The following is a 25111-nucleotide window of genomic DNA, read 5'->3' on the forward strand; positions in this document are numbered from 1 at the left end:
CCCGCCTTCGCGGGAATGACGGAGTAAGGCCGGGATGGCGGTTCTGGCTATCGCCCAACCTCAACGCTCGCCTCGACCGACATGCCCGGCCGCAGCCGCGCCGCCATCGGCTGGTTCGGGTCGATCCGGATCCGCACCGCGATCCGCTGGGGGATCTTGACGAAATTGCCCGTCGCATTGTCGCTGCGGATCACCGCGAACTCCGACCCAGCCGCCGGGGCCAGCTGCTCGACCACGCCGGTGAGCCTGGCCCCGGCCAGTGCGTCCACCTTGAAGCTGGCCTTCGCGCCCGGCCGGATCTTCGCGGTCTGCGCTTCCTTGAAATTGGCGGTCACCCACAGCGTCTGCGGCACCAGCGCCATCAGCTGGGTGCCGGCGGTGACATATTGCCCCTGCCGCCCGCCGATCTCGCCCAGCTGCCCCGCCACCGGCGCGCGGATCACCGTGTTGGCCAGGTCGATCTCGGCCAGGTGCAGTGCCGCCTTGGCCGCATCGACCGAGGCGACCAGCCCGCCCTTGCTGACGCTCACGCTGCGGATGTCCTCGTTCGCCACCGCGCGCGCCGCCTGGGCCTGCGCCACCGCCGACTGGGCGCTCCGCAACGTGGCGAGCGCCGCGTCGCGGTCGCGCCGGGTGATGAAGCCCTGCTTGGCCAGCGCGTCGATCCGCGCGAAATCGGCCTGGGCCTTGGTCAGCTGCGCCTGGGCCGAGGCGACCGCCGCCTCCTGCGAGCCATAGGCTGCCGCCTTGGACGCGGCCTGTTGCGGATTGTTGGCGAGCGCGGCCTGGGCGCTGGCGACGTTCGCCTTGGCCTGGTCGACCCGCTGGCGATAGATGCGGTCGTCGATCGTCGCGAGCACGTCACCGGCCTTCACGCTGGCGAAATCCTGCACCGGCACGTCGGTTAGGTACCCGCTCACCTGCGGGCTGATGATCGTTACCTGGCCGCGGACATAGGCATTCTCCGTCGCCTGGACATGCCCGGCGAACGGCCAGACGCGCCACGCCATCAGCACCGCCGTCACCCCGGCGAGGATCAGCAGCACCGCGATCCCGATCGAGAGGAAGGGCAGCCTGGGCGGCGTCCAGCGCCGCGCGGCGGCCTCGGGCGTGGGCGGCGGGTCGGCGCCTTCGCTCACCGCAGGCGGCGGCGGGGGCGCCGCTGCCGGTTCCGCTGGGGTCGGCGAGGCCGGGTCAGCCATTCTGTGCTCCTGCTGCTTGTGCTGCCTGCCGCTGGGCGGCGATCTGCGCGAGCGTCTCGCGCCGGATGCGGATGATGTGGACGCCGGCCCACAGGATCGTCCCCGCCGCGATCGCCGCGATCAGCAGGAACGTGTCGTTATAGGCCTGGATGTTCGCCTCGCGCGTCACCGTCTGGGTCAGGATCGCCGCGCCCTCGGCCTGGCGCAGCGTCGGGTCGATCAGCACCCGGCCATAGGCGGCGGCATTCTGCTGGATACGCTGCGTGATCATCGGATCGCTGCTCATCAGCCCGGCGACGATGGCGTTGTTATGGGCATGCTCGCGGATCACCTGGAAGGTGCCGAGCATCGCCGATCCGAACAGCCCGCCCAGATTCTGGGTGATGCCGAACAGCGCGGAGAAACTGACGAAATGCGTCGGCCCTTCCTTCAGCGCCCGAGTCAGCCCGATCAGCAGCGCCGGGCCGATGAACAGCGCACTGGCGAAGCCGAGCAGCGCCTGGCTGAAATACATGTCGTGCGGGCGGATCAGGTTGGTCGAATCCGAATCGAGCAGCGCGCCGACGCAGATCAGCCCCAGCGCGATCAGGATCGGCTTGCCCAGGAAGGTCGGGTCGATCGTCATCGCCCCGATGATCGCGCCGGCCAGCGTGGCGAGCAGCACCACGGCATAGAGCGTCCGCAACTGGTCGTTGCCCATGCCGACCACCGCGAGCAGTCCCGACGCGCCGATCGTCTGCTCGGACAGCACCACGCGCGCCAGGATCGAGACGAGCGCGAAGCGTACAATGGCGCCGCTGCCCAGCCAGCGCGTGTTGAGCAGCGGGTTCCTGCGGTTGTGCTCGATCACCAGCGCGGTGGGGATCAGGATGATCGCGCCGATCAGCGCCGGGGCGATCCACGGTGCCTCGAACCACCAGAGCGTCCGCCCCAGCCCGAGCACCGCGCAGAGCAGCGCGATGCCGGTCGCGAAGATCGGGAAGGTGACGAAGTCGAGCGGCTCGAACGCCTTCATCCGCTCGACCGGGGGCAGCACCAGCAGGCGCACGCCGGCCAGGCAGAACAGGGCCAGGCCCAGCTCGAACAGATACAGCGACTGCCAGCGATCGGCTTCGAACGCTTCGGTCGGGAAGAGCCGGGCGAGCGGCACCGCGGCCTGGGGCAGCGAGACGGCAAGGACGATGCCCTTCAGACGGTGCTCGGGCGTCCAGGCCTGTACCATGTACAGCAGCCCGACCGTGCTGCACGCCGCCGCCGCGACCCCGCTCAGCGCGCGCACCGCCACCGCGGTCGCGAAGCTGTGGGTGAAGATATGCGCCGCAGTGGTCAGCGCGAAGCCGATCAGGAATATCTGGGTGAACAGGCGGATGCCGAACTGCTGGCGGAACTTGATCAGCAGCATGTTCGCGCAGACATTGGTCATCACATAGACGGTCGGCAGCCACTGGATCTCGGCCGAATAGAGGCCGAGCGAGCCCTGCAGCGTGGTCAAATTGGCGGTGACGATCGCATTGCCGAGCGATCCCGACATCACCACCAGCACCGCGACGGTGAAATAGGCGAGGCGGCGCGACAGCGGGTGCCAGGGGGTTGGCGGCGAACCGGGGATCGGCGAGCGCTCGTGCGGGGCTGGCTGCCAAGCCTCCTGCTCCTGCGCTGCCCCGTTCGTTGCCATTCCGATATAATCCCCTGTGCTGCGGATCGATCCGCCGAAGGACTGGCTTAGACCTTGGTATAGCCGCCGGGATATCCGGGCAATCCGCAACGCTCGGTTGCGCGAACTGCAACTGGGGTGGGGTGGCGAGGGCAACCACAAGCCCTTGTGGTTGTCATGATTCCTTCACACCAAAAAATTTAACGTTCCGCGTTCGTTCCCTTGCCTTTCGGAAACCCTAGGAAAGTCCGCGCGTCGCGGCATTGCAGCAGATGTGAAGGTGCCATGAGTCGAGTCATTTTAGCGGTGAAACGTTGTGGAAATTAACCATTTCGGCTCTTGTGTGCGGACTCAGTTTGGCACAATCTGTTGTGGTTGCACTGAGGGGCAAGCTCAAGCACTGGTGGACTCTCCGCCGCATACCCATATGCGGAACGGGTCGATTTGCGTCTGGGTCAAGGTGCGATGGACATGTTTTGTTCTTCGCGCGCGACTGCGTCGGTGCTAAGGTCGCCAGCCCCTTGAGTCGGGATTTGATGCCTTCCCCTGGTGGAGGGCGAGAGAGATTTGTCAGGGGTGAACGTCATGGAATTCAGGGACACGGAAAACAGCGTGAACGATACCGTCGCCGAAGCCCCCACTGCTGCCGTCAAGGCGGCCACGGATAACACCGAAAAGGCTGCGCCGAAGGTGCGCAAGAAGAATGATTCCAAGGCCGTCGCGCCGCAGGCCTACGACGTCGAGGTCGATCATTCGCGCGACGCGCTGCTGACCGAGTTCGGCAAGGAGACGCTGCGCGACCGCTATCTGCTGCCGGGCGAGTCCTTCCAGGACCTGTTCGTGCGCGTCGCCTCGGCCTATGCCGACAATCAGGCGCACGCGCAGCGCATCTATGATTACATCTCGAAGCTGTGGTTCATGCCCGCCACGCCGGTTCTGTCGAACGGCGGCACCGGTCGCGGCTTGCCGATCTCCTGCTTCCTCAATTCGGTGCCGGACAGCCTGAACGGCATCGTCGATACCTGGAACGAGAATGTCTGGCTGGCCTCGCGCGGCGGCGGCATCGGCACCTATTGGGGCAATGTCCGCGGCATCGGCGAGCCGGTCGGCCTCAACGGCAAGACCTCGGGCATCATCCCGTTCGTCCGCGTGATGGATTCGCTGACGCTGGCGATCTCGCAGGGCTCGCTGCGTCGCGGTTCGGCTGCCTGCTATCTCGACATCAGCCACCCGGAGATCGAGGAGTTCCTCGAGATCCGCAAGCCGTCGGGCGACTTCAACCGCAAGGCGCTCAACCTGCACCACGGCGTGCTGATCCCCGACGCGTTCATGGAAGCCGTGCGCAACGGCGAGGAATGGATCCTGCGTTCGCCCAAGGACGGCTCGGAGCGCGCCAAGGTCGATGCCCGCGCGCTGTTCCAGAAGCTGGTCGAGACCCGTCTCGCCACCGGCGAGCCCTACATCGTGTTCAGCGATCACGTGAACTCGAACATGCCCAAGCACCACCGCGATCTGGGCCTCAAGGTCTCGACCTCGAACCTGTGCTCGGAAATCACGCTCCCCACCGGCAAGGACCATCTGGGCAACGAGCGCACCGCCGTGTGCTGCCTCTCGTCGCTCAACATGGAAACCTGGGACCAGTGGAAGGACGACAAGAACCTGGTCGAGGACGTGATGCGTTTCCTCGACAACGTCCTGCAGGACTATATCGACCGTGCCGAGCCGGGCATGGAGAAGGCCGCCTATTCGGCCAGCCGCGAGCGTTCGGTCGGTCTCGGCGTGATGGGCTTCCACTCGTTCCTCCAGGCCCGGGGCATCCCGTTCGAAGGCGCGATGGCCAAGAGCTGGAACCTGCGGATGTTCAAGCACATCAAGGCGCAGGTCGATCAGGCCTCGATGGCGCTCGCCGTCGAGCGCGGCCCGTGCCCGGATGCCGCCGACATGGGCGTGATGGAGCGGTTCAGCTGCAAGATGGCGATCGCGCCGACAGCGTCGATCTCGATCATCTGCGGCGGCACCTCGGCCTGCATCGAGCCGATCCCGGCCAACATCTACACGCACAAGACGCTGTCGGGCTCCTTCTCGGTCAAGAACCCGTATCTGGAGAAGCTGCTCTCGGAGAAGAGCAAGAACTCGGATGCGGTGTGGAACTCGATTCTCGAGCAGGGCGGTTCGGTCCAGCATCTCGACTTCCTCACCCCGGAAGAGAAGGACGTCTACAAGACCTCGTTCGAGATCGACCAGCGCTGGCTGCTCGAGCTCGCCGGTGATCGCACGCCCTATATCGACCAGGCCCAGTCGCTGAACCTGTTCATCCCGGCCGATGTCGAGAAGTGGGACCTGCTGATGCTCCACTTCCGCGCCTGGGAGCTCGGCATCAAGTCGCTCTACTATCTCCGCTCCAAGTCGGTGCAGCGCGCCGGCTTCGCAGGCGGCGTGGAAGCCGACAACACGATCGACAAGCCGCAGTTCAACCTGGGTGAATCGACCGACTATGACGAGTGCCTGGCTTGTCAGTGAGCTAATTCCCTCTCCCTTTGGGAGAGGGAGGGAGCCGCCGAAGGCGGCGGAAGGGTGAGGGCGAGTGCGCCTCTATCAGGATCAACCGTCGGGCACCGTGCCGCAGCTCCGAGAGCTGCGGCGCAACGCCACGGAAGCTGAGAAGAGGTTGCTTCGAGCCTTGCGCGAAGCGTTCCGGGAGCGGAAGTGGCGCTTTCAGTCTCCGCTGGGGCCGTATCGCGTCGATTTCATGTGCTTTGCCGAGCGACTGGTCATCGAAGTGGATGGCGGTCAGCATGCTGAGGCAGCAGAATATGATGCGCGTCGCACGCGCTTCATTGAGTCTGAAGGGTATCGCGTGCTGCGGTTCTGGAACAATGACGTGCTGGAAAACACCGGCGGTGTGATCGCGGTCGTTGCCAATTCCCTCTCCCAGCGGGAGAGGGAGGGAGCCGCGAAGCGGCGGAAGGGTGAGGGTGGCTTCACTTCCGTGCGCTCACCCTCACCTTCCCACGCCGCTGAGCGGCGCGGGCCCCTTCCTCTCCCAGAGGGAGAGGAGATTTGAGCTCAGGCCTCTTCTTCGAAGATCTCGACCGCCACGTCGGCGTTCGCGCTCAGGCGGACCTTGTCGCCTTCCACCTCGGCGACCAGGCCGAGCGAGATGTAGTGATGGTGCCCGGCGTGCGAGCCCTCGGCACCTTCGATCTCGGCGCCCGAATCCTTCTTGGTGAGCTTGATGCGCTCGCCCTCGACATGGTCGACGGTGCCGACATGGACGCCGTCGGCGCCGATCACTTCCATATGCTCCTTGATTGCACTGGCGTCGGTCATCTGGATTCTCCTTGGGGGATTGGTTCGCACACTAAACGCGCGCGACCGCGAAATGATGCAGCCGGCCGTCGCGTCTGTCACTCACCCGAAAGGAGGGTTGCATGAAATATTTCCGCGCCCTGCCGCTTGCCGCTTTCCTGGCCCTGGCGGCCTGCGCGAAGCAGGTGCCGAGCGCCGTCCAGCCCGAGGCTCCCGGCTTCCTGCTGGGGCTGTGGCACGGCTTCATCTTCCCGGTCGCCTGGTTCCTCTCGCTGATCATCCCGGACGTCGCGATCTACGCCGTGCCCAACAATGGCGGCTGGTACGACTTCGGCTATTTCCTCGGCATCTGCGTGTTCGGCGTCGGCGCCAATCGCGGCAGCCGGGTGACCAGGATCGTCTATCGCGACCGCGTCGTGCGCGAGCGCCGCGGCACGGTGATCGACCACGAATGACCCGCAGCCTCGCCTTGATGGCCGGCATTGCCGGAGCCGCGGGTGCGCTGGGGCTGACGACGCTCGTCCGCCCCGCGCTGGCCCGTCGCGCGCTCGGCCTGCCCGAAGGCGAGGCGGCGACCTATGCCCTGCGCATCGCCGGCATGATGCTCTTCGCGCTCGGCCTGTTCCTCGGCGGCTTCGCGGCCGTCTTCACGCTGGCGGGAGGCGTCGCATGACCGCCCGCCCGTTCGCCCTTCCATTTTCCAAGTTCATCCCGGAGTAACGCCCATGCCGCTTCTCGAAGCCCGCAAGACCTACAAGCCCTTCGAATATCCCTGGGCGTTCGATTTCTGGAAGCGCCAGCAGCAGATCCACTGGCTGCCGGAGGAAGTGCCGCTGGGCGAGGATTGCCGCGACTGGGCGCAGAAGCTCACCGATCACGAGCGCAACCTGCTCACCCAGATCTTCCGCTTCTTCACCCAGGCCGACGTCGAGGTGCAGGACTGCTACCACGAGAAATACGGCCGCGTGTTCAAGCCGACCGAGATCAAGATGATGCTGACCGCGTTCAGCAACATGGAGACGGTCCACATCGCCGCCTATTCGCACCTGCTCGACACGATCGGCATGCCCGAGACCGAATATGCCGCCTTCCTCCAGTACAAGGAGATGAAGGACAAGCATGACTATCTGAGCACCTTCGGCGTCGACAGCGACGAAGACATCGCCAAGACGCTCGCCATGTTCGGCGGCTTCACGGAAGGGCTGCAGCTCTTCGCCTCGTTCGCGATGCTGATGAACTTCCCGCGCTTCAACAAGATGAAGGGCATGGGCCAGATCGTCAGCTGGTCGGTGCGCGACGAGAGCCTGCACTGCGAAGGCATCATCAAGCTGTTCCACGCCTTCACCAAGGAGCGCAACTGCCTCACCCCGTCGGTCCGCGACGACATTCTCGACATGTGCCAGAAGACGGTGCGCATCGAGGACGCGTTCATCGACCTGGTCTTCGAGATGGGCCCGGTCAACGGCATGACGCCCAAGGAGATCAAGAAGTACGTCCGCTACATCGCGGACTGGCGCCTGGGCCAGCTCGGCCTCAAGCCGATCTACATGGTCGAGGAGCACCCGCTCCCCTGGCTCGCCCCGCTGCTCAACGGCGTCGAGCACGCCAACTTCTTCGAGACCCGCGCCACCGAATATTCGAAGGCAGCGACCCGCGGCAACTGGGGCGAGGTGTGGGACTCGTTCGACAAGCGCCAGAAGGCCAAGGCCACGCCGGTCGCCAACGAGGACGGCGCCGAGGGCGGGCCGGACATGTTCTCGGGGTCGGGGATTGCGGCGGAGTAAGACCCGTCTGGGGGAAGGCTGGAGGATCTAGTCATCCCCTATGAGGCGACTGTTCAAAGGCGGGAGCTAGTTTTATACTTGTTAAATGCTATCGGCGATTGTTGATAATTCGACCATTACCGCAGTACAGCGTGTACTAGGCCATATTCCTGTCTCTGAAGGATTCCCCATCGAGGGGGATATTTCCGCCTTCGACCAGTATCTCCAAACGCTTCTTTTATATGATGAGGTCGCGTTTTTAGATGACTACAAAGAAGAGTATCGGAAAGAACGTGCGAGTAAGTTTCCAGAACTCGTGGTTCTTTCTGAAAATCCGGACTCCTATGAGCGGATGCTGCAAGATGCTCGTTCACTCACTTCGGATATGGTCTACCACGTAAAGAACGGCGATTTGCAATCGGATCCAATGTCTCAGTTTCTGAGGGCTATGGACCTGCATGTTGTGCCAGCTTGGTATATGCAATCAAGTGACTGGTATTTGCATCTAAGATTGTTGGCCAATGAGGCCGATCTGTATCTTGAAAAGTATGGGGCGCTAATGAGCGCCATTATGACTCAATATAATCAGAACATTCGTACTCCATTATCGCCAGATCTTAGATTAAGATTACATCGTCAAGGTGGCCCGCTTATTGAAGATGCGGGGGTGGCGCTGAGGGCAGGAGAAAGTATAGAGGATAGTGTAAAGAGATTTACATCTTCGCTAAATTGGCTCGCGTTGCGTTCAATTTTTTATATACTAGTTGCGAATAAATATAATTGCGCACTATCTTCTCACCCCATACGGCATACGTTTATTGGGCAGTATGTCGCAGATTCTATGTTGAATAGAGGGGATGGCGATATCCGGCGCTCTACCTTGGATTTTTTCTCTTCGAAATTTGGCGAAATTAGAGCTGAGTCTGACAGAATAATAGGTACGGGTATATTTGAAGTGCCTATGCCTTTCATCGCTGGATGGGCGGTCGGAATGGCTGGCACGCCTGAACGAGGTCTGGATCACGTCCTTCAAATTCGGCACGGACCTGAGGCTATGGCGTTGCGGTCGAGATTCAGAGAGATAGAAGATTTGCGCCTAAGCGGGACTATGTCGGAGTTCAGGCGAGAAGCTATGAAGGTACGCCAAGCGCTGAATGACGATCTTTCGCGTCTTCGTAGTAAGTTCACGGGTGGTGTGGTTTCCCCTGAAGGGATAGATGTTTCGGTAGATTTGTTGACCCTGTCTCCAACGGTTGAGGCGGGCGGCATGTTGTCGAGACTTAAGTCAGCCTTGCCTAACAAGGACCGCAAGGCGGTCATGCTTCTCCGTAGCATATCGAACGATATTATGAATATTCCGACGCTTGGGCGGGTAGCAGACTACTTTAAATTGAATCGTAGGGTGCGTAGCCGGACAGAATTTTGGCGGGATGCTGCGAAAAGGGAATCGGAAGAATTTTTGCAGGCGAGATCGTTCTGGAAGCGGCCCGTGTAATTCCGGTTCGTTATAGCAGTTTTTTGTGTCCTACACGAACCGATATGGTTACGTGATTCGACTCGCTTCCAACCAGAAGGAGTCGATGCCATGGAACACCAGCCGATCCAGCCCGCAGCGGAGCCCGATCCGCTCGCCGATTACACCCCCGTCGTGCTTCGCGCCCGCCACAATGGCTGGACCGCCGATCGCCAGCGCGCCTTCCTCACCGCATTGTCCGAGACTGGCAGCATTTCCGATGCCTGCAAGGTCACCGGCGTCTCGCCACGCTCGGCCTATCGGTTACGGGCGCGGCCCGATGCGCTGTCCTTCGCCGATGCCTGGGACGAGGCGCTGCTCGTGTCGGTGAGCCGACTGGCCAGCCTCGCCTTCGAGCGGGCGACGCGCGGCGCGATACGCGAGTTGTGGAAGGATGGCGTGCTGATCGCCGAAAGCCGCCAGCCTTCGGACAAACTGCTGATGTTCCTGCTCACCCATCTGCGCGCCGAATGGTTCAAGCCCAAGACGGCGATGTCGAGCTCGCCTGCCGCCGGCGCCGAACGCCGCTATGCCAAGGCGGTCGCGAACCTGACGGACAGCGACGAACCCGCCGATCCGCTGCTGCTGCGCGATTACGAGGCCCAGCCGCCGCAGGAGCCGATCGACCCGATCGACGACATGGACGAGGACTGGTGAGCCTCGCGCGCGTGGATGTTGCGACTTTTGTGACTTTCCGCGGGGATTCGCGCCGATATGGGCGTGATCCGGCGCGCGCGGTTGCCCGGTAACCTCAGGCCCGCTTGCGCGCCGGTGCCTCGCCATGATCGCAGCCAAGGCCTTCGCCTTCGCAGATCAGCCGGTCATAGCCGCTGCCCGGGCAGATGGCGTGGGCGGTCAGGATCGCCGGGGTCAGCGCCTCGAGGCCCGATCCGCGCCGGTCTAGCAGGCGGCGGACGGGACGGCGCGAGCCGGTCCAGGCCTGGTGGCCGGCCTTGGGTGCCGGCGGCGGGGTGACCAGTAGGCCGACCGGGCGATAGTCGCCCATCGCCAGCCTGGGGAACACGCCCTTGGCGATCCGGCGCGCCCAGCCGGGCGTGGCGGGGCTCAGCGGCAGGTGCGGGACGACGTCGCCCGGCATCTCGTAGCGCAGGCAGGCGATGCGGGTGCGTTCATAGCTCGCGGCGAAATCGGCATTGCCGGCGCGCGCCGCGGCGATGGTCGCAACGCTCACCGGCAGGTCGGCCCATTCATTCGCCTGGGCCGCGCGCAATGCGGCGAGGTTGGCGAGCGCGCCGCCCTTGCTATGGCCGGTCAGGAACAGGTGCCGGCGCGTCTTGCGGTCGAGCAGGCTCTGGTCGAGCATCGCCTGGATCGCGGTGCGCACGCCGGGGCCGGATCCGGCGTCGCTCCACAGCCGGCGCATCGATTCGGCGAAGCCGAAATGCACGCCGCCGCCATAATGCGAATCCTCGACGCACAGCGAGAAGGCGTCGTTCAGCCAGTCGAGCACCACGTCCCAGCCGTCATGCGCGTCGCCGAAGAAAGGGGGGAGCGAACCGCGGAACGCCACCACCACGCCCTCGGGCGTGCGGCCGACCAGCGCCTGGTCGATCTGGCGGTTGCCGATCGCGGTCTCGCGGCGCACGACGAACGGCGCCTCGATCCAGCCGACATTGCGGCCATGGACCTGCATCCCCGGCTGATAGGCCTGGCTGGACGCGTAGAGCAGGCGGCGTTTCATGCAGTCGTGCATCGGTATACTCCCCGGGACCCTATGCCTGTGCGCCCGATCGTGGTGAATGCACAATTAAGGTTAACACCGGAAAGTAGAGTCGGGCAGCCGAGCCTGGGCTGCGCCGAAGCGTTGCGGGGCGCCCGGATTGGGGGCGCCCCTCCGGGCTCAATGCTTGTCGTCGGGCTTGCGATAGGCGTCGTGGCACGCCTTGCAGGCCTTGCCCACTTCGCCGAACTGGGCGGCGAGGCCGGGCTTGTCGCCGGCCTTGGCGAGGTCGGCCAGCTTGGTCGCGGCGGCGGCATAATCGGCGGCGCGCGCTTCGAAATTGGCGCGGTCGCTCCAGATCGCGGGCAGCGCCTCCGAGGTGGGGGAGGTGCTGCCGGCGGGGAACATGCCGGGGATCGCCTTGGCCCAATTGGCGAGCCCGCGCGCGGCGAAGCCCACCGTCTTGGGATCGTCGCCCCGGTCGATCGCGCCCTTGATCTGGCCGAACAGCGCGGCGGACATCAGGAAGGCGGCCTTGCGGCCGGCGATGATGTCGGCATTGGCGTCGGCCGCGGCGGGGCGGGCGGCTACGGCGTGGCTGCCCGGGGCAGTCGCCGCGACGGATACGAACAGCGCCGCAGCGGCGCCGAGTGCAAGCGTGGTAATGCGCATCGATGGCTCCCTTGGTCGGAGGCGCGCAGGCTAGGCCGGGCGGCGCTCGCCCGCAACGGGGACGGAAGCGTGTCCTTAATGGAGGAGCTTGCGTCCGAAACGGAGCGCGAATCGCCTATCGTCACGGCGTGGCAGAAGGCGAGGCTCCTCGGGTCGAACAGGCATGCGAACGTTGTGGCGGGGTTGCCGTCACCCGCGACGCCTGGGCCGAATGGGATGTCAGTTCCCAGGCCTGGGTGCTCAGCGAAACGTTCGATTTCGCCTTCTGCCACCAATGCCACCGCGAGACGCGGCTGGTGGCGCGATCGGTCGGCGGGCCCCGCTAGGGCGGCTCGCCTCCGATCACTGTCGCCGGCCGGGCACGCCCGGGCGTTGGTCGGAGCCGGGGAGGGGCCTCGCCAGTGGCAGGCGCGAAGCCTTTCCCCGGCTTCGCTTGGGCACTGGAGCGGGTCCGGATGCCGCGGCTATTCGGCCACGCCGAGCTGCCACAGCATGAAGGCCATCTCGTCGGCGGATTCCTTCAGGCTCTCCCACCGGCCGGACTTGCCGCCATGGCCGGCGCCCATGTTGGTCTTGAGGACCAGGACGTTGGAGTCGGTCTTGGTGGCGCGCAGCTTGGCCGCCCATTTGGCCGGCTCCCAGTACGTCACCCGCGGGTCGTTGAGCCCGCCCGAGATGAACAGCGGCGGATATGCCTGGGCGGTGACGTTGTCGTACGGGCTGTACGAGCGGATCAGTTCGAACGCGGCGGCGTCCTCCACCGGATTGCCCCATTCGGGCCACTCGCCCGGGGTGAGCGGCAGGCTCTCGTCGAGCATGGTGTTGAGCACGTCGACGAACGGCACGTCGGCGACGACCACGCCCCACAGGTCCGGGTCGGAGTTCACCACCGCGCCCATCAGCTCGCCGCCGGCCGAGCGCCCGGCGATGGCGATGCCGCCCTTGTGGGTGAAGCCCTGGTCGATCAGGCCCCTGGCCACGTCGACAAAGTCGTTGAACGTGTTGGTCCGCTTGGCCAGCTTGCCGTCGAGATACCATTGCTGGCCCAGGTCGTCGCCGCCGCGGATATGGGCGATGGCGAAGGCGACGCCGCGGTCGAGGAAGGAGATGCGGCTGGTCGAGAAGCCCGGCGGGATGGCATAGCCATAGGCACCGTACGCATAAAGATAGAGCTTGCCGCTGCCGTCCCGCGGGAAGTCCTTGGGATAGACGATCGAGACCGGCACCTCGGTGCCGTCACGGGCGGCGATCTTGACGCGTTCGGTGCGGTATTTGCTCCCGTCATAGCCCGACGGGATCTCCTGCACCTTCAGCGTCTCGAGCGCGCCGGTGGCGACGGTGTAGTCGTAGACGGTGCCGGGGGTGACCATCGATTCATAGCTCAGCCGCAGCGTGTCGACGGCATATTCGGGATTGTCGCCCAGGCCCGCGACATAGCTCGCCTCGGGGAATTTGAGGCGCGCCGGGGCGATTGTGGGGTCGTAGCGGTGGAGCTCGATCTGATCGAGACCGTCCTCGCGGCCCTCGACGATGAAGAAGTCGGCGAAGCAGGCGACGCCGGTCATGTAGAAATGGGCCGAAGGCCCGATCCGCTCGGCCCATTCGCCGGGATTGGAAAGGGAAGCGGTGACCAGGCGGAACTGCGGATCGGTGTCGTTGGTGTGGATGAACAGCGTGTCGCCGTGCAGATCGACATCATATTCGCGGCCCCGCTTCCGCGGGCTGACCAGGATCGGCACGGCGAGCGGATCATTGGCCGGGTAGAGGCGGATCTCGCTGGTCTCGTGGTCGCTGGTGGTGAGCGCGATCCACTTGCGGTCGCTGGTCAGCTCGGCGCCGACCGAGAAGCCGAGCTCCTCCTCGAAATAGATCGTCACGTCCTCGGCCGGATCGGTGCCCAGCCGGTGGAGCTTGATGGTCCGCGTCCGCCAGTTCTCGTCGGTCACGCCATAGAGGATCGCGTCGCCGCCGCTGGTGAAGACGATGTTGCCGATCGTGCCCTCGATCGAGACGTCGCCCCATTTGCCCGCGGCGCCCTCGATCCGCTCGCCGATCGCCTCGCCGCCGGCCAGGTCCTTGAAGCGGATCGTGTAGCGCTCCGATCCGTCGTCATCGGTCGAATAGGCCATCAGCGTGCCGTCTTCGCTGATCGTGACCGCGCCGACCCGGAAATATTCCTTGCCCTCGGCGAGCGCCGGTTCGTCGAGGATCAGCTGGTCGGCGCCCCCGGCGGCGGGCTTGCGCCACAGTCGCGGATATTCGCCGCCGGTCTCGTGGTCGCTCCAGTAGAGCCAGTCGCCGTCCTTCTGCGGTACGGAGGATTCGTCCTCCTTGATCCGCCCGCGCATCTCCTTGAACAGCGCCTCGGAGAGCGGCTTGAGCGGCTCCATCACCGTCTCGAAGAAACCGTTCTCCTCCTCGAGATAGGCGAGCACGTCCTTGTCGGTGACGGTCGGATAGGCCGGGTCCCGGAGCCAGGCCCAAGGATCCTCGATGGTGACCCCGTGCGCGGTGAAGCTGTGGGGGCGGGTAGCGGCGACGGGCGGCTTGGGAAGATCGGTCATGCCCCGTTTCTTAGACCAGCCCGCCCGTCTGTCGAGCCCGGTTCAACGGCCCCCCGGGCGCCTGACCAGCATCACCCGGAACGCGGCGGCGCCTTTCACCGGCGTTCCAGCCGGGTTCCTGGCGGGGGCGAAGAGCTTTTTCCCGATCAACGGTTCGCAGCCGAGCTTCTCGGTCTTGTCGCCCGACTTGGCATCGTCACGCTTGCAGCTCTCGATGCTTCCGTCGGCCGCGATGACGACGTGGAAGATATAGTCGATCCCCGTCTCGCTGGTGGTCGAGGCCAGATTCATCAATTGCGAGGAGGTGAGCCAATCGTCGCGATCCTTGAGCGCGACTGCCGGGGTGCCGCCCGGGGCGAACTGGGCGGGATCGGCGCCCCAGTCGATCAGCTGGTCGGCGATGCACTGGCGCAGCGCACCGATGGCCGCGCGCGCACTGGGCACCTCGAAGCTGGCGAAACTGCCCGCATCGCTGCTGGCGCTCACGTTATGCGCCGCGGCGAAGCTGTCGAGCATCGTCGGCTTGAAGGTGGCGAGTTGCAGCGTCGGTCCGCTTGCCAGCCTGCCCATGGGAGACGCTTCCGCCTCGATCGGCTTGGCGTCATCGAAGTGCAGCTCGACGGAGAACCGTGCGTTCGCCGCCCGCTCGGGCACTTTCTTGCCGCTCACCAGCACGACGAACTCGTCGGTCCCCGGCACTGTCCGCACCGCGAGCAAGGCGGGCGAGGGCGCCTGTACTCCGCGGATCAGCGAGCATTCGGCCGGTGAGACCTTCACTTCCCATTTGCCGCTGGACTGGGCCTGGGCGGCAAGCGGCGCGACGACGAACGGAAGTGCGGTCAGAAACGTGCGGATCATGGCAAAGCCCCCTTTGCGAAACCCGCACTCTCCGCAATCATCGGTCGGTACGCAAGCGCTCAGGCGAGCGCCGCGCTTCGCCGCGCCAGCCGCGGGGCCAGCACCATGGCCAGGCTGACCAGCGCCATCGCGGCGGCGGCGAGCGAGACTGCCGGATAGCCCAGGCCTTCGCGGATCACTTCGCCGCCCAGCGCGGCACCGATCGCGTTGCCCAGGTTGAACGCGCCGATGTTCATCGCGGAGGCGAGGTTGGGGGCCTCGTGCGCGGCGTCCATCACCCGCATCTGCAGCGGCGGCACCAGAGCAAAGCTCGCAGCGCCCCAGAGCGGCATCAGCACGATCGCGACCGGCAGCGAGAACATGCCGAAGGCGAAGGCAACGAGCAGCACTGCCAGCGCCGCGGTCATCGTGATCAGCGCGCCTTCGACCGACTTGTCGGCATAGCGCCCGCCCAGCCAGTTGCCGGCGGTCAGTCCCACACCGAAGATCACCAGCGCCACCGTCACCCAGAAGGTCGAGGCGTGCGAGGCTTCACGGAGGATCGGCGCGATATAGGTGAACACGGTGAACATGGCGCTGAACCCGACCATCGTCAGGGCGAGGGCGAACAGCACCGGGCCGCGACCGAGCACGCGCAGCTCGGCCATCATGTCGGCATCCTTCTCCGCGGGCAGCGCGGGAACGAAAAGGCGGAGCGCGACCATCGTGACCACGCCGATCGCGGCGATGGCGGCGAAGACCGACCGCCAGCCGAACACTTCGCCCGCCCAGGTGGCGAGCGGCACGCCGCCGATCGTCGCGATCGTCAGTCCCATGAACATGGTGGCGATCGCGCCTGCCCGCTTTTCGGGCGCGACCAGCCCGGCTGCGACGACCGATCCGACGCCGAAGAAGGCGCCGTGGTTGAGCGAGGTGACGATCCGTGCGGCGAGCAGCATGGCATAGCTGTCCGACACTGCGGCGAGCAGGTTGCCGATCGTGAAGATCGCGGCGAGCGCGATCAGCAGGGTGCGGCGCGGCACCCGGCCGGTGGTGAGCGTCATCAGCGGCGCGCCGATCAGCACGCCGATCGCATAGGCGCTGACCAGCAGGCCGGCGGTGGGGATCGATACGCCAAGGTCGCCTGCGATCACGGGCAATAGGCCCATCGGGGTGAATTCGGTAACGCCGATGCCAAAGGCACCGATGGCGAGCGCAGTGAGCGCGGGACGGGAACTCATACGGCGATGCTCCGGGGATTTGTGCGGCAACGCAAATGGACTGCCGGCTCTGCTTTCGGTAGAGTTCGAAAAGGCGAAACATCTGTGCACTGGATTCACGAATGACCCGCGCCATGGCCGATCGCTCGGGCGAGATGGAGATTTTCGTCACCGCGGTGCGCGAAGGCAGCCTGTCCGCCGCCGCCCGCCGGCTCGAGCTGACCCCCTCGGCGGTCAGCCGCGCGCTCGCGCGGATCGAGGCGCGGCTGGGCGTCCGCCTGATCACCCGCACTACCCGTCGGCTGGTGCTGACGCCCGAGGGCGACGCCTATCTCCACGCCGCCCAGCGCATCCTGGCGGACATAGCCGAGGTCGAGGAGGAGCTGGCCGACCAGGCCTCGCCGCGCGGGCGGTTGCGGGTCAGTGCGGCGCTTGCCCATGGCCGGCTGGTGATCGTGCCGTTGCTCGGCGAATTCGTCGCCCGCCATCCCGGCATCCTGGTCGATATCAGCCTGAGTGATACGCTGGAGGATGTCGCCGGCGGCCGCGCCGATGTCGCGATCCGCTTCGGCCCGCTGGCGGACAGCGCGCTCACCGCCCGCAAGATCGGCGAGACCGGGCGCTCGATCGTTGCCGCGCCGGCCTATCTGGCCCGGATGGGCACGCCGCAGGTCCCCGAAGACCTCCACGCGCACAATTGCCTCAACTTCAATTTCCGCCGCGCCGAGCCGGTCTGGCCCTTCCGCCAGGACGGGCGCGACTATGCGCTGCCGGTCGGCGGCAATATCGAGGCGAACAACGGCGAGACGCTGGTCGAGCTGGCACTCGCCGGGGTCGGCATCGCCCGGGTCGGCACCTTCAGCATCGCAGCGGACCTCGCCGCCGGCCGACTGGTATCGCTGCTCGAGCCGTTCAACCCGGGCGACCGCGAGGATATCCACGCGGTGTTCGTCGGCGGTGCGACTCGCCCGGCACGGGTGCGGGCGTTCGTCGAGTTCCTGGTGGAGAAGCTGGGGAAGCCCTGAAGCGCAGGTGAGGCGCTCAGTCGTCCTCGTCCCGTCCCGGCCGGTCGTACAGCACCCATTCCTGCTCGCCGGTCACGACATCGGCATAGGGCCGTCCGCTCGCATCCCGGCTCGGCGCGTAGCGGAAGCGCTTCTTGATCAACCGGCACGTCGTCTCATCGAGATCGGCATTGCCGCTCGACCGAGTCACCTGGCAGTCGGTCACCCGTCCGTTCACCCCCACCGTGAAGCGCAGTCCCACCGTTCCCTGCGCGCCCGCCCGTGCCGCCGCCCTGGGATAGTCGTGCCCGGTGATGTCGCCTTCGAGCAGCCGCAGCACCGTGCCGCCGCCTCCGCCCGCGCCATTGCCACGCCCGCCCGATCCGGTGCCGTTGCCAACGCCACCAGCGCCCGTCCCAGGCCCGGCGATCGGTGCATTGCCCGAGCTGGCGTCGCTGCCCTGTGCCGGTGTCGTCGCGGCGGGCATGGGCTGGGGCAGGGGCGTCTTCACCGGCGTCGCCACTTCGGTGGCGCGGGATACGAGATTGGGTGGCGCTGCCTTGCCCTCTTCCTTCGGGGTGCGCGGCCTGGGCTTGGGCGCGATCTCGGGTTCCGGCGGCGGCGGTGGGGGCAGGGCGAAGTCGACCAGCTGCATCGCCGGTGTCGGCACCACATTCAGCCGCACCCCCAGCCCGTGCGCCAGCATCAGGACAAGCAGCCCCACCAGGACGAGCGCGCAGAACGCGCTGCCCAGCCGCTCACGGGGAGAGGAGATGCCGGCTCCTTGGCGCATGCCCGATCAATGCCCTGTGTGGCCCGAACGATCCCATGAACGGCTTGTTGTTTTCAGTTCATGCAACCGGGCGTACCGCATGCAAGTTCTAACCTGCATTGGTTTAAGGAAGGGATGGAAATCATGCGTAAGCTCATTGCGGCCGCTGCCGCCTTGGCGCTGGCCATGCCCGTTGCGATGCCGATCGAGGCGGCGCAGGCCCAGAGTCACTACAAGGGCAAGTCGACCAAGGGTCGTGCCTATTACAAGAAATGCCGTCGCTCGCCCGGCCATGCCGGCCTGATCGGCGGTGCTGCGGTCGGCGTGCTCGCCGGACCGGCGATCATCGGCCACGGCCTGCTCGGCGCAGCGGTAGGCGGCGTCGGCGGTGCCTTTGGCGGCCGAGCGATCGATCGCACGATCAGCGCCAAGAACCGCTGCTATTACGTCCGCCGCCGCTAGGTGGAGCGACCGCGCGCGGTCACCGGCCAGCTGCCGGTGACCGTGTCGCCGTCCACCAGATGATAGCGATCGTAGAGATTCACCGTCGGGTCGCAGTGCGGCGGAACCAGCGTTGCACGCTCCGCCAGGCCCGGCAAATCCTCCCCGATCAGCGCACCCTGCTCGTCGCCCATGAAGGCGTAGCGCGCGGTGCCTGACATGGGTACGGGCACCCCGGCATCGGTGGCGAAAGACTTCAATCCCGCATCGATCGTCACCATGCCGGGCGTGTTCGCGCTGACCACGGTGGAATCCACCCACAGCGCCTGTTCGAAGCGCGGCCCGGCCAGTTCGCAATCGCGATATTCGCGGTCGAGGAAGATGTAGCTGCCCACCTGCAGCTCGGTCAGCACGCCCAGTTCGGCGTCGATGGCGAAGGTGCCCGTGCCGGCACCCGTCACCACCGGAATCGCGAAGCCCGCCGTCTCCAGTGCCGCCAGCACCGTCCGCAGATAGTCGGTCTTCCCGACGATCGCCGCATGCCGGTCGGCGAAGGTCGTGATGTGCTGCTCGGAGCCGCAATAATATTGCACCCCACCCAGCGTCAGCCCCGCGGCCACGATCGCGCGGGCGAGCGCGACGGCGGCCTCGGGCGAAGTCACGCCGGTGCGATGCTTGCCCGGATCGACATCGACGAACACGGTCACGCCGCTGCCCGCCAGTGCACGCACCACGTCCGGATGGTCGGCCACCGCCGAAAGCCGGATCTTGCCCGCCAGCGCCGTCAGCCGCGCGATGCCACCTTTGGTCACCACCGGCGAGGTGAGGTGGATGTCGCCCACCCCGTCGGCCGCCAGTGCCTCGGCCTCGCCCAGCTTGGCGCAGCATATCCCGACCGCGCCGGCGGCGATCTGCCGCCTGGCGATCTCGCCGCTCTTGTGCGTCTTGGCGTGCGGCCTGAGCGCCAGTCCCTTCGACCGCGCATAGTCGGCCATCGCCGCTATGTTGCGGTCCATCGCCGCCACGTCGAGCAGCAGGGCGGGGGTGGGCAGGTCGGCGCGGGGCAGGGGGAAATCGCTCATCGTCGAAGCGATAGCCCAGGGTGTGACTTTTGCCGAATATCGGCGCAAAGCAGCCCCATAGATTTCAGCAATAGAGTAATCCGATGTCCAGCTATGCCGATCGTCTCAAGGCCCTTCGCGAGCAGTTGAAGCGTGACCGACTCGACGGGTTCGTCGTGCCGCTCACCGACGAGCACATGTCCGAATATGTCGGCGCCTATGCCCAGCGCCTCGCCTGGCTCACCGGCTTCCAGGGCTCGGCTGGCACCGCCGTAGTGCTGCCCGAAGCGGCGGCGATCTTCACCGACGGGCGCTACACGATCCAGGTCCGCCAGCAGGTCTCGGCCGATCACTGGGAATATGTCGGCGTGCCGGCGACCAGCGTCTCGTCCTGGCTCGGCGTGCACGCACCGGATGGCGGCCGGATCGGTTATGATCCCTGGCTGCACACCCGCGCCTGGGTCGAGGAAGCTCGCAAGGCGCTGGCCGAGAAGGGTGCCGAGCTGGTCGCGGTGAACACCAATCCGATCGACGCGGTCTGGCCCGACAAGCCCCAGCCCTCGGACGCGACCCTTGCCGTCCAGTCGGACGATCTCGCCGGCAAGTCCTCCCCCGCCAAGCGTGCCGAGATTGCTGACTGGCTCGCCGAGCGCAAGGCCGACGCGGTCGTCCTCTCCGCGCTCGATTCGATCGCCTGGGCGTTCAACATCCGCGGCACGGACGTGAGCCACACCCCGGTCGCCCTCGCCTATGCGGTGGTCAATGCCGATGGCACCGCCGATTTCTTCGTCGCCGAGGAAAAGGTGACCGACGAGGTCCGCAAGCATCTCGGCAATGCGATCCGCATCCATGATCGATCGGCCTTCGCCCCGGCGCTCCAGGGCTTTGCCGGCAAGCGGGTCGCCGCCGATCCGGGCAGCGCGGTGGCGGCGATCTTCGACGCGCTGGATGCCGGCGGGGCCAAGGTGCTGGCGCTGCGCGATCCGGTGATCCTCGCCAAGGCGATCAAGAACCCCGCCGAGATCGCAGGGCAGAAGGCCGCCCAGGCCCGCGACGGCGCGGCGCTGAGCCGCTTCCTCAAATGGTTCGAAGAGACGGCGCCCCAGGGCGGCCTCACCGAGATGTCTGCCGCGGACAAGCTGCGCGAGTTCCGCGACCAGACCGGCGCGCTCAAGGACCTGAGCTTCGACACCATCTCCGCCACCGGCCCGAACGGCGCGATCCCGCACTACAAGGTCACCGACGAATCGAGCCTGCCGATCGAGCTCGGCCAGCTCTATCTCGTCGATTCGGGTGGCCAGTATGCCGACGGCACCACCGACGTGACTCGCGTCATGCCGGTGGGCGAGGCGAGCGACGAGATGAAGGATCGCTTCACCCGCGTCCTCAAGGGCCATATCGCCATCGCCACCGCGATCTTCCCCGATGGCACCACCGGCGCCCAGCTCGACAGTTTCGCGCGCCGCCCGCTGTGGGAAGTCGGCCTCGATTACGGGCACGGCACCGGCCACGGCGTCGGCTCGTATCTTTCGGTGCACGAGGGGCCGCAGCGCATCGCCCAGCCCTATTATCCGGGCGGCCAGAGCCTCGAGCCGCTGCGCGAAGGCATGTTCCTGTCGAACGAGCCCGGTTACTATAAGGCGCAAGAATTCGGCATCCGCATCGAGAACCTGGTGCTGGTCACCAAGCAGTTGATTTCGGGTGCGGAACAAAAAATGCTCGGCTTCGAGACGCTGACCTTCGCGCCGATAGAGCGAACGCTGATTAAACCATCTTTGCTAACCGAGCAGGAACGCCACTGGCTTGATAGCTATCATGCTGAAGTGCTGCGGATTTTGGGCCCGCAGCTCAGCGGGGACGAGTTGGCATGGTTGGAAGCGAAGTGCGCGCCCATCGGGTGATGTGGTTCCTGGCAGGTGCGGTCACGATGGCGATGTATCTCCTCGGGCCGCACGTCATCATACGCAATGCCTATGATACGGCTCAGGGCCTGTCGCTCTGGTTCGGCTCGCTCTGAGATTCGGGGGAGGCGTCGGGCGCGGCCTGTTCGCGGGCCTGGGCCTTGCGCTTCCTCAAATTCGCCCGCAGCGCCTCCGCCAATCGGGCTTTCTTTTCCGTATCGCTCATTTTCCCGCGATAAACCGCCCGCATGCGGGTTGACAATCAGGCGTACCCAAGCACATAGGCGCCTCCCGCTTGGGACCCGGCGCTTTGCCGGACCGATCGAGCGAGTGCTGCCGTAGCTCAGTGGTAGAGCGCATCCTTGGTAAGGCTGAGGTCGTGAGTTCAATCCTCACCGGCAGCACCATTCGCTTCTAGAACGCGAACAAGTCCCCCATGCGGGGCTCCCGCTCCAGGAAATCGGTGATCGCGGCATAGACCGCGTCCAGATCCGCATCCTCGATGCAATAGGGCGGCATCACATAGACGGTGTTGCCCAGCGGCCGAATCAGCACGCCGCGCTCGTGCGCGAAGGCCTTGAGCCGTGGTCCCACCGAATTGAGATAGGCCGATTGGCTCGCCCCGATCTCGGCGGCCACGATCGTGCCGAGCCGGCGCGGATTGCGAATCAGCGGATGGGTGGCGAGCCGGTCGAGCCGGTCCTGCTGGCGGTCGCCCAGATCGGCGATTCGCTCGAGCACGGGTTCCTCGCGCCAGATCGCCAGATTCGCATTAGCGGCCGCGCAGGCGATCGGGTTGGCGGTGTAGCTCGACGAGTGGAAGAACATCCGCGCGCGATCGTCGGAATAGTGCGCCTCGAAGATCGGCGCCGTCGCCATGGTCACCGCCAGCGGGATCGCGCCGCCGGTCAGTCCCTTGGACAGGCACAGGATGTCGGGCACCACGCCCGCACGCTCGCACGCCAGCAGCGTGCCGGTGCGACCCCAGCCGGTCATCACTTCGTCGGCGATGAACAGCACGCCGTGCGCCGTGCAGATCTTGCGCATCTCGGCGAGCAGGCTGGCCGAGTAGAATTTCATGCCGCCCGCGCCCAGCACCAGGGGTTCGACCAGCAGCGCGGCCGGCTTCTCGCGGCATTGCGCCTCGAGTGCGTCCAGCGTCGCCTGGCTCTGGCCGGGTTCGGGAAAGGGGATGGTCGATACGTCGAACAGCAGGGGCTGATAGGGTCGGTTGAACACCCCGCGCGCGCCGACCGACATGCCGCCGATCGTGTCGCCGTGGTAGCCGTGTTCGAGGACCACGATACGGTTTCTGGGTTCGCCGCGATTGTCCCAGAAGCCGAGCGCCATCTTCAGCGCCACTTCGACGCTGGTCGAGCCGCTGTCCGAGTAGAAGACGTGCTGCAGCGGATCGGGCAGGATCCGCACCAGCTCGCGCGCGAGCGTCTCGGCGGGCTCATGGGTCCAGCCCGCGAAGATGATCTGGTCCATCCTGGCCGCCTGCTCGGCGATCGCGGCCATGATGCGCGGGTGGCAATGGCCGTGCGTCGTCACCCACCAGGACGAGATCGCATCGACGAAGCGGCCGCCGTCCCGCGTGTGCAGCGCGGCGCCTTCGGTGCGCACCACCTCGGGGATCGGCTCGCCCAGCCCGTGCTGGGTGAAGGGATGCCAGACGGGCGAGGTCATGCCGTGAAGTCCGACAGGTCGAATGCCTCGGCAAAGGCGGCCTTGAGGGTGGGGGCGTCGAGCGGATCGAGGATCGGCAGGCGGCCGAGCCGGCGGACCTTGCCGATCGCGGCGATGGTCGCCTCGCTGTCCTCGTTCGCGTCGCCGACGAACGCCACCCCCAGGATCGGCACGCCGCGGCGGCGCAGCGCTTCGATCGAGAGCAGGCTGTGGTTGATCGTGCCCAGGCTGGTCCGCGCGACCAGCACGGTCGGCAGGCCCCAGCGCGCGAACAGATCGGCGTAGAGCAACTCGCGCGTCACCGGCACCAGCACGCCGCCGGCACCTTCGATCACCAGTGGATCGACCACCAGCGGATCGCGCGGTGGCGGCGCCAGCCGGTCCAGGTCGATCTTCACCCCGTCGATCTCAGCGGCCAGATGCGGCGAGCAGGGCGTGGTCAGGCGATAGGCCTCGGGATGCACCACCGCGCCCGCCAGTGCAGCGACCCGCTCGCCGTCGCTGCCGCCGTCGAGCCCGCTCTGGATCGGCTTCCAATAGGTCGCGCCCAGTGCCCCGGCCAGGCCGGCGGCGAAGACGGTCTTGCCGATATCGGTATCGGTGCCGGTGACGACGATCCTCATGCCAGTTCCCCGATTGCCGCGGCGAGCGCGGCGATGTCGTCCTCGTTCACATTGCGCGTCAGCGAGATGCGCAGCCGCGAGGTGCCCGCCGGCACCGTCGGCGGCCGGATCCCACGCACGTCGAAGCCGCGCCGCTGCAGTTCCGCGGCCATCGCCATGGTCCGCCCATCCTCGCCGATCACCAGCGGCAGGATTTGCGATCCCGTCGCCGCCACGCCCACCGGCGCGAGCAGCGCCTCGGCCCGCGCGATCAGTTCGTGCAGCTGCACCCGCCGTGCCGGCTCGGCAATCAGCCCGAGCGCGGCCTCCACTGCCACCGCCATCAGCGGCGAAGGCGCGGTCGAGAAGATGAAGGCCCGCCCGCGATTGATCAGGAAGTCGCGCACCACATGCGGCCCGCAGAGCAGCGCGCCCTCGCAGCCCAGCGCCTTGCCGCAGGTGTGCAGCGTGATCAGGTTCTCGCGCCCGGCCAGTCCCGCCGCCAGCCCGCGCCCGCGATCGCCGAACACGCCGGTGGCATGCGCCTCGTCGACCACGAGTATCGCCTCGTGCCGGTCCGCGACCGCGGCCAGCGCGTCGAGCGGTGCCTGGTCGCCGTCCATCGAATAGAGGCTCTCGACGGCGATCCATATCTGCCCGGTGCCGCCCTCGGCCCGCCAGCCGGCGATCACGTCCTCGAACGCCTCCGGATCGTTGTGCGCGGCCCCGCGCGCCTCGGCCCGGCTCAGCCTGATCCCCTCATGCGCGCTGGCATGGACCAGGGCGTCGTGGACGATCAGGTCGCCGCGCTGGGGCAGGGTGGAGAGCAGGGCGGCATTGGCCGCATAGCCGGTCGAGAAATAGAGCGCGCTCTCGCTTCCGAAGAAGCCCGCTGCCGTGGCCTCCAGCCGCTCATGCTCTTCGTGATTGCCGCGCAGCAACCGTGAACCGCCCGACCCGATCGGCACGCCCGCATCGATCGCGGCGCGCACCGCCGCGGCGAGCGCGGGGTCGCCCGCCAGCGCGAGATAGTCGTTGGAGGAGAAATCGTGCCCGGCCCGCGCGCTCAATCGGCGGGCACGCGCGCGGTCGGCAAGCTCGGCGAGGTCGCGCCGCTGGTCTTCGAAATACGCCATCGTAACGCGCCCATAGGCGCAACTTGACCGATGGGCCAACGTCGCGCGCTTGTCCCGCGCGATCTCTTGGTGTATTACTAATGCAACACA

Annotated in this window: 24 protein-coding genes and 1 tRNA gene; 12 read left to right on the forward strand and 13 right to left on the reverse strand. The window is 66.2% G+C overall.

The features are described 5' to 3' along the window. Window positions 1-47: 47 nt before the first annotated feature. Both GGR46_RS20270 and GGR46_RS20275 read right to left on the reverse strand, forming a co-directional pair. The gene (locus GGR46_RS20270; RefSeq protein WP_183999802.1) at window positions 48-1202 is read right to left on the reverse strand and encodes an HlyD family secretion protein; all 1155 of its coding nucleotides are present in this window, start codon (window positions 1200-1202) and stop codon (window positions 48-50) included. Continuing rightward, window positions 1195-2877, reverse strand: coding sequence for an MFS transporter (locus tag GGR46_RS20275; RefSeq protein WP_183999803.1), 1683 nt, complete (start codon window positions 2875-2877; stop codon window positions 1195-1197). The genes GGR46_RS20270 and GGR46_RS20275 overlap by 8 nt, the downstream gene beginning before the upstream one ends. 564 nt (window positions 2878-3441) lie before the next feature. On the opposite strand from GGR46_RS20275, the gene GGR46_RS20280 reads away from it, so the two are divergent. Continuing rightward, on the forward strand, window positions 3442-5376 hold the full coding sequence (locus GGR46_RS20280; RefSeq protein ID WP_183999804.1) for a ribonucleoside-diphosphate reductase subunit alpha: 1935 nt from the start codon (window positions 3442-3444) through the stop codon (window positions 5374-5376). A 64-nt stretch (window positions 5377-5440) separates the two neighbouring features. Then, complete coding sequence (locus tag GGR46_RS20285) at window positions 5441-5920, forward strand: DUF559 domain-containing protein (RefSeq protein WP_183999805.1); 480 nt, start codon at window positions 5441-5443, stop codon at window positions 5918-5920. Between the two features lie 2 nt (window positions 5921-5922). On the opposite strand, the gene GGR46_RS20290 is transcribed toward GGR46_RS20285, so the two are convergent. Continuing rightward, complete coding sequence (locus tag GGR46_RS20290) at window positions 5923-6186, reverse strand: DUF2171 domain-containing protein (RefSeq protein WP_183999806.1); 264 nt, start codon at window positions 6184-6186, stop codon at window positions 5923-5925. Window positions 6187-6287: 101 nt separating this feature from the next. Here GGR46_RS20290 and GGR46_RS20295 point away from each other — a divergent pair, with 101 nt between their 5' ends. The 5 genes from GGR46_RS20295 (at window position 6288) to GGR46_RS20315 (ending at window position 10098) form a co-directional block, all read left to right on the forward strand. Further along, entirely contained in the window at window positions 6288-6620 is a 333-nt protein-coding gene (locus tag GGR46_RS20295; protein WP_183999807.1) for a hypothetical protein, read from the forward strand. Then, window positions 6617-6838, forward strand: coding sequence for a hypothetical protein (locus GGR46_RS20300; RefSeq protein ID WP_183999808.1), 222 nt, complete (start codon window positions 6617-6619; stop codon window positions 6836-6838). The genes GGR46_RS20295 and GGR46_RS20300 overlap by 4 nt, the downstream gene beginning before the upstream one ends. Window positions 6839-6890: 52 nt before the next feature. Next, window positions 6891-7949 (forward strand): ribonucleotide-diphosphate reductase subunit beta, encoded by a 1059-nt coding sequence (locus GGR46_RS20305; RefSeq protein WP_183999809.1) that lies wholly within the window; start codon window positions 6891-6893, stop codon window positions 7947-7949. 85 nt (window positions 7950-8034) lie between these two features. After that, the gene (locus GGR46_RS20310) at window positions 8035-9423 is read left to right on the forward strand and encodes a hypothetical protein (protein WP_183999810.1); all 1389 of its coding nucleotides are present in this window, start codon (window positions 8035-8037) and stop codon (window positions 9421-9423) included. 90 nt (window positions 9424-9513) lie between these two features. Further along, window positions 9514-10098 (forward strand): hypothetical protein, encoded by a 585-nt coding sequence (locus GGR46_RS20315; protein ID WP_183999811.1) that lies wholly within the window; start codon window positions 9514-9516, stop codon window positions 10096-10098. A gap of 94 nt (window positions 10099-10192) precedes the next feature. Here the strand turns inward: GGR46_RS20315 and GGR46_RS20320 are convergent, their stop codons facing one another. The 5 genes from GGR46_RS20320 to GGR46_RS20340 form a co-directional block, all read right to left on the reverse strand. Further along, a complete protein-coding gene (locus tag GGR46_RS20320; RefSeq protein ID WP_183999812.1) occupies window positions 10193-11155 on the reverse strand; it encodes a lipase family protein in 963 nt (320 codons plus the stop codon). Between the two features lie 147 nt (window positions 11156-11302). Further along, a complete protein-coding gene (locus GGR46_RS20325; RefSeq protein WP_183999813.1) occupies window positions 11303-11794 on the reverse strand; it encodes a c-type cytochrome in 492 nt (163 codons plus the stop codon). A 464-nt stretch (window positions 11795-12258) separates the two neighbouring features. Next, window positions 12259-14358, reverse strand: coding sequence for a S9 family peptidase (locus GGR46_RS20330; protein WP_183999814.1), 2100 nt, complete (start codon window positions 14356-14358; stop codon window positions 12259-12261). Window positions 14359-14400: 42 nt separating this feature from the next. Next, window positions 14401-15216 carry a hypothetical protein gene (locus tag GGR46_RS20335; protein WP_183999815.1) on the reverse strand — a complete coding sequence of 272 codons (816 nt, stop codon included), beginning with the start codon at window positions 15214-15216 and terminating at the stop codon, window positions 14401-14403. Between the two features lie 59 nt (window positions 15217-15275). After that, window positions 15276-16436 (reverse strand): MFS transporter, encoded by a 1161-nt coding sequence (locus tag GGR46_RS20340; RefSeq protein ID WP_183999816.1) that lies wholly within the window; start codon window positions 16434-16436, stop codon window positions 15276-15278. Between the two features lie 101 nt (window positions 16437-16537). On the opposite strand from GGR46_RS20340, the gene GGR46_RS20345 reads away from it, so the two are divergent. Then, entirely contained in the window at window positions 16538-17440 is a 903-nt protein-coding gene (locus GGR46_RS20345) for a LysR family transcriptional regulator (protein WP_183999817.1), read from the forward strand. A 16-nt stretch (window positions 17441-17456) separates the two neighbouring features. Here GGR46_RS20345 and GGR46_RS20350 read toward each other — a convergent pair whose 3' ends face one another. Further along, window positions 17457-18212 carry an energy transducer TonB gene (locus tag GGR46_RS20350; protein ID WP_183999818.1) on the reverse strand — a complete coding sequence of 252 codons (756 nt, stop codon included), beginning with the start codon at window positions 18210-18212 and terminating at the stop codon, window positions 17457-17459. A 123-nt stretch (window positions 18213-18335) separates the two neighbouring features. Here GGR46_RS20350 and GGR46_RS20355 point away from each other — a divergent pair, with 123 nt between their 5' ends. Continuing rightward, the gene (locus tag GGR46_RS20355; protein WP_183999819.1) at window positions 18336-18653 is read left to right on the forward strand and encodes a hypothetical protein; all 318 of its coding nucleotides are present in this window, start codon (window positions 18336-18338) and stop codon (window positions 18651-18653) included. On the opposite strand, the gene GGR46_RS20360 is transcribed toward GGR46_RS20355, so the two are convergent. Next, window positions 18650-19714, reverse strand: a complete 1065-nt coding sequence (locus GGR46_RS20360; RefSeq protein ID WP_183999820.1) for a DSD1 family PLP-dependent enzyme — start codon at window positions 19712-19714, stop codon at window positions 18650-18652. The two genes, GGR46_RS20355 and GGR46_RS20360, sit on opposite strands and share 4 nt — an antisense overlap. Window positions 19715-19797: 83 nt before the next feature. On the opposite strand from GGR46_RS20360, the gene GGR46_RS20365 reads away from it, so the two are divergent. The 3 genes from GGR46_RS20365 to GGR46_RS20370 all read left to right on the forward strand — a co-directional run bounded on the left by GGR46_RS20365 (window position 19798) and on the right by GGR46_RS20370 (window position 22001). Further along, entirely contained in the window at window positions 19798-21594 is a 1797-nt protein-coding gene (locus GGR46_RS20365) for an aminopeptidase P family protein (RefSeq protein ID WP_183999821.1), read from the forward strand. Beyond that, complete coding sequence (locus GGR46_RS25745; RefSeq protein ID WP_281396631.1) at window positions 21576-21710, forward strand: hypothetical protein; 135 nt, start codon at window positions 21576-21578, stop codon at window positions 21708-21710. The genes GGR46_RS20365 and GGR46_RS25745 overlap by 19 nt, the downstream gene beginning before the upstream one ends. 216 nt (window positions 21711-21926) lie before the next feature. Next, window positions 21927-22001: transfer RNA gene (locus tag GGR46_RS20370), tRNA-Thr, on the forward strand. Window positions 22002-22008: 7 nt separating this feature from the next. Here the strand turns inward: GGR46_RS20370 and GGR46_RS20375 are convergent. From GGR46_RS20375 to GGR46_RS20385, 3 genes are read right to left on the reverse strand one after another with little or no spacing between them, the layout of a single operon-like run. Continuing rightward, window positions 22009-23283, reverse strand: coding sequence for an adenosylmethionine--8-amino-7-oxononanoate transaminase (locus GGR46_RS20375; RefSeq protein ID WP_183999822.1), 1275 nt, complete (start codon window positions 23281-23283; stop codon window positions 22009-22011). Next, window positions 23280-23906, reverse strand: a complete 627-nt coding sequence (gene bioD, locus GGR46_RS20380; protein ID WP_183999823.1) for a dethiobiotin synthase — start codon at window positions 23904-23906, stop codon at window positions 23280-23282. Before bioD ends, GGR46_RS20375 begins: the two co-directional genes overlap by 4 nt. Next, entirely contained in the window at window positions 23903-25021 is a 1119-nt protein-coding gene (locus tag GGR46_RS20385; protein ID WP_183999824.1) for an 8-amino-7-oxononanoate synthase, read from the reverse strand. The genes bioD and GGR46_RS20385 overlap by 4 nt, the downstream gene beginning before the upstream one ends. Window positions 25022-25111 lie beyond the last annotated feature (90 nt).

This window comes from Sphingomonas kyeonggiensis (genome assembly GCF_014196745.1).
GTDB classification, from domain to species: domain Bacteria; phylum Pseudomonadota; class Alphaproteobacteria; order Sphingomonadales; family Sphingomonadaceae; genus Sphingomonas; species Sphingomonas kyeonggiensis.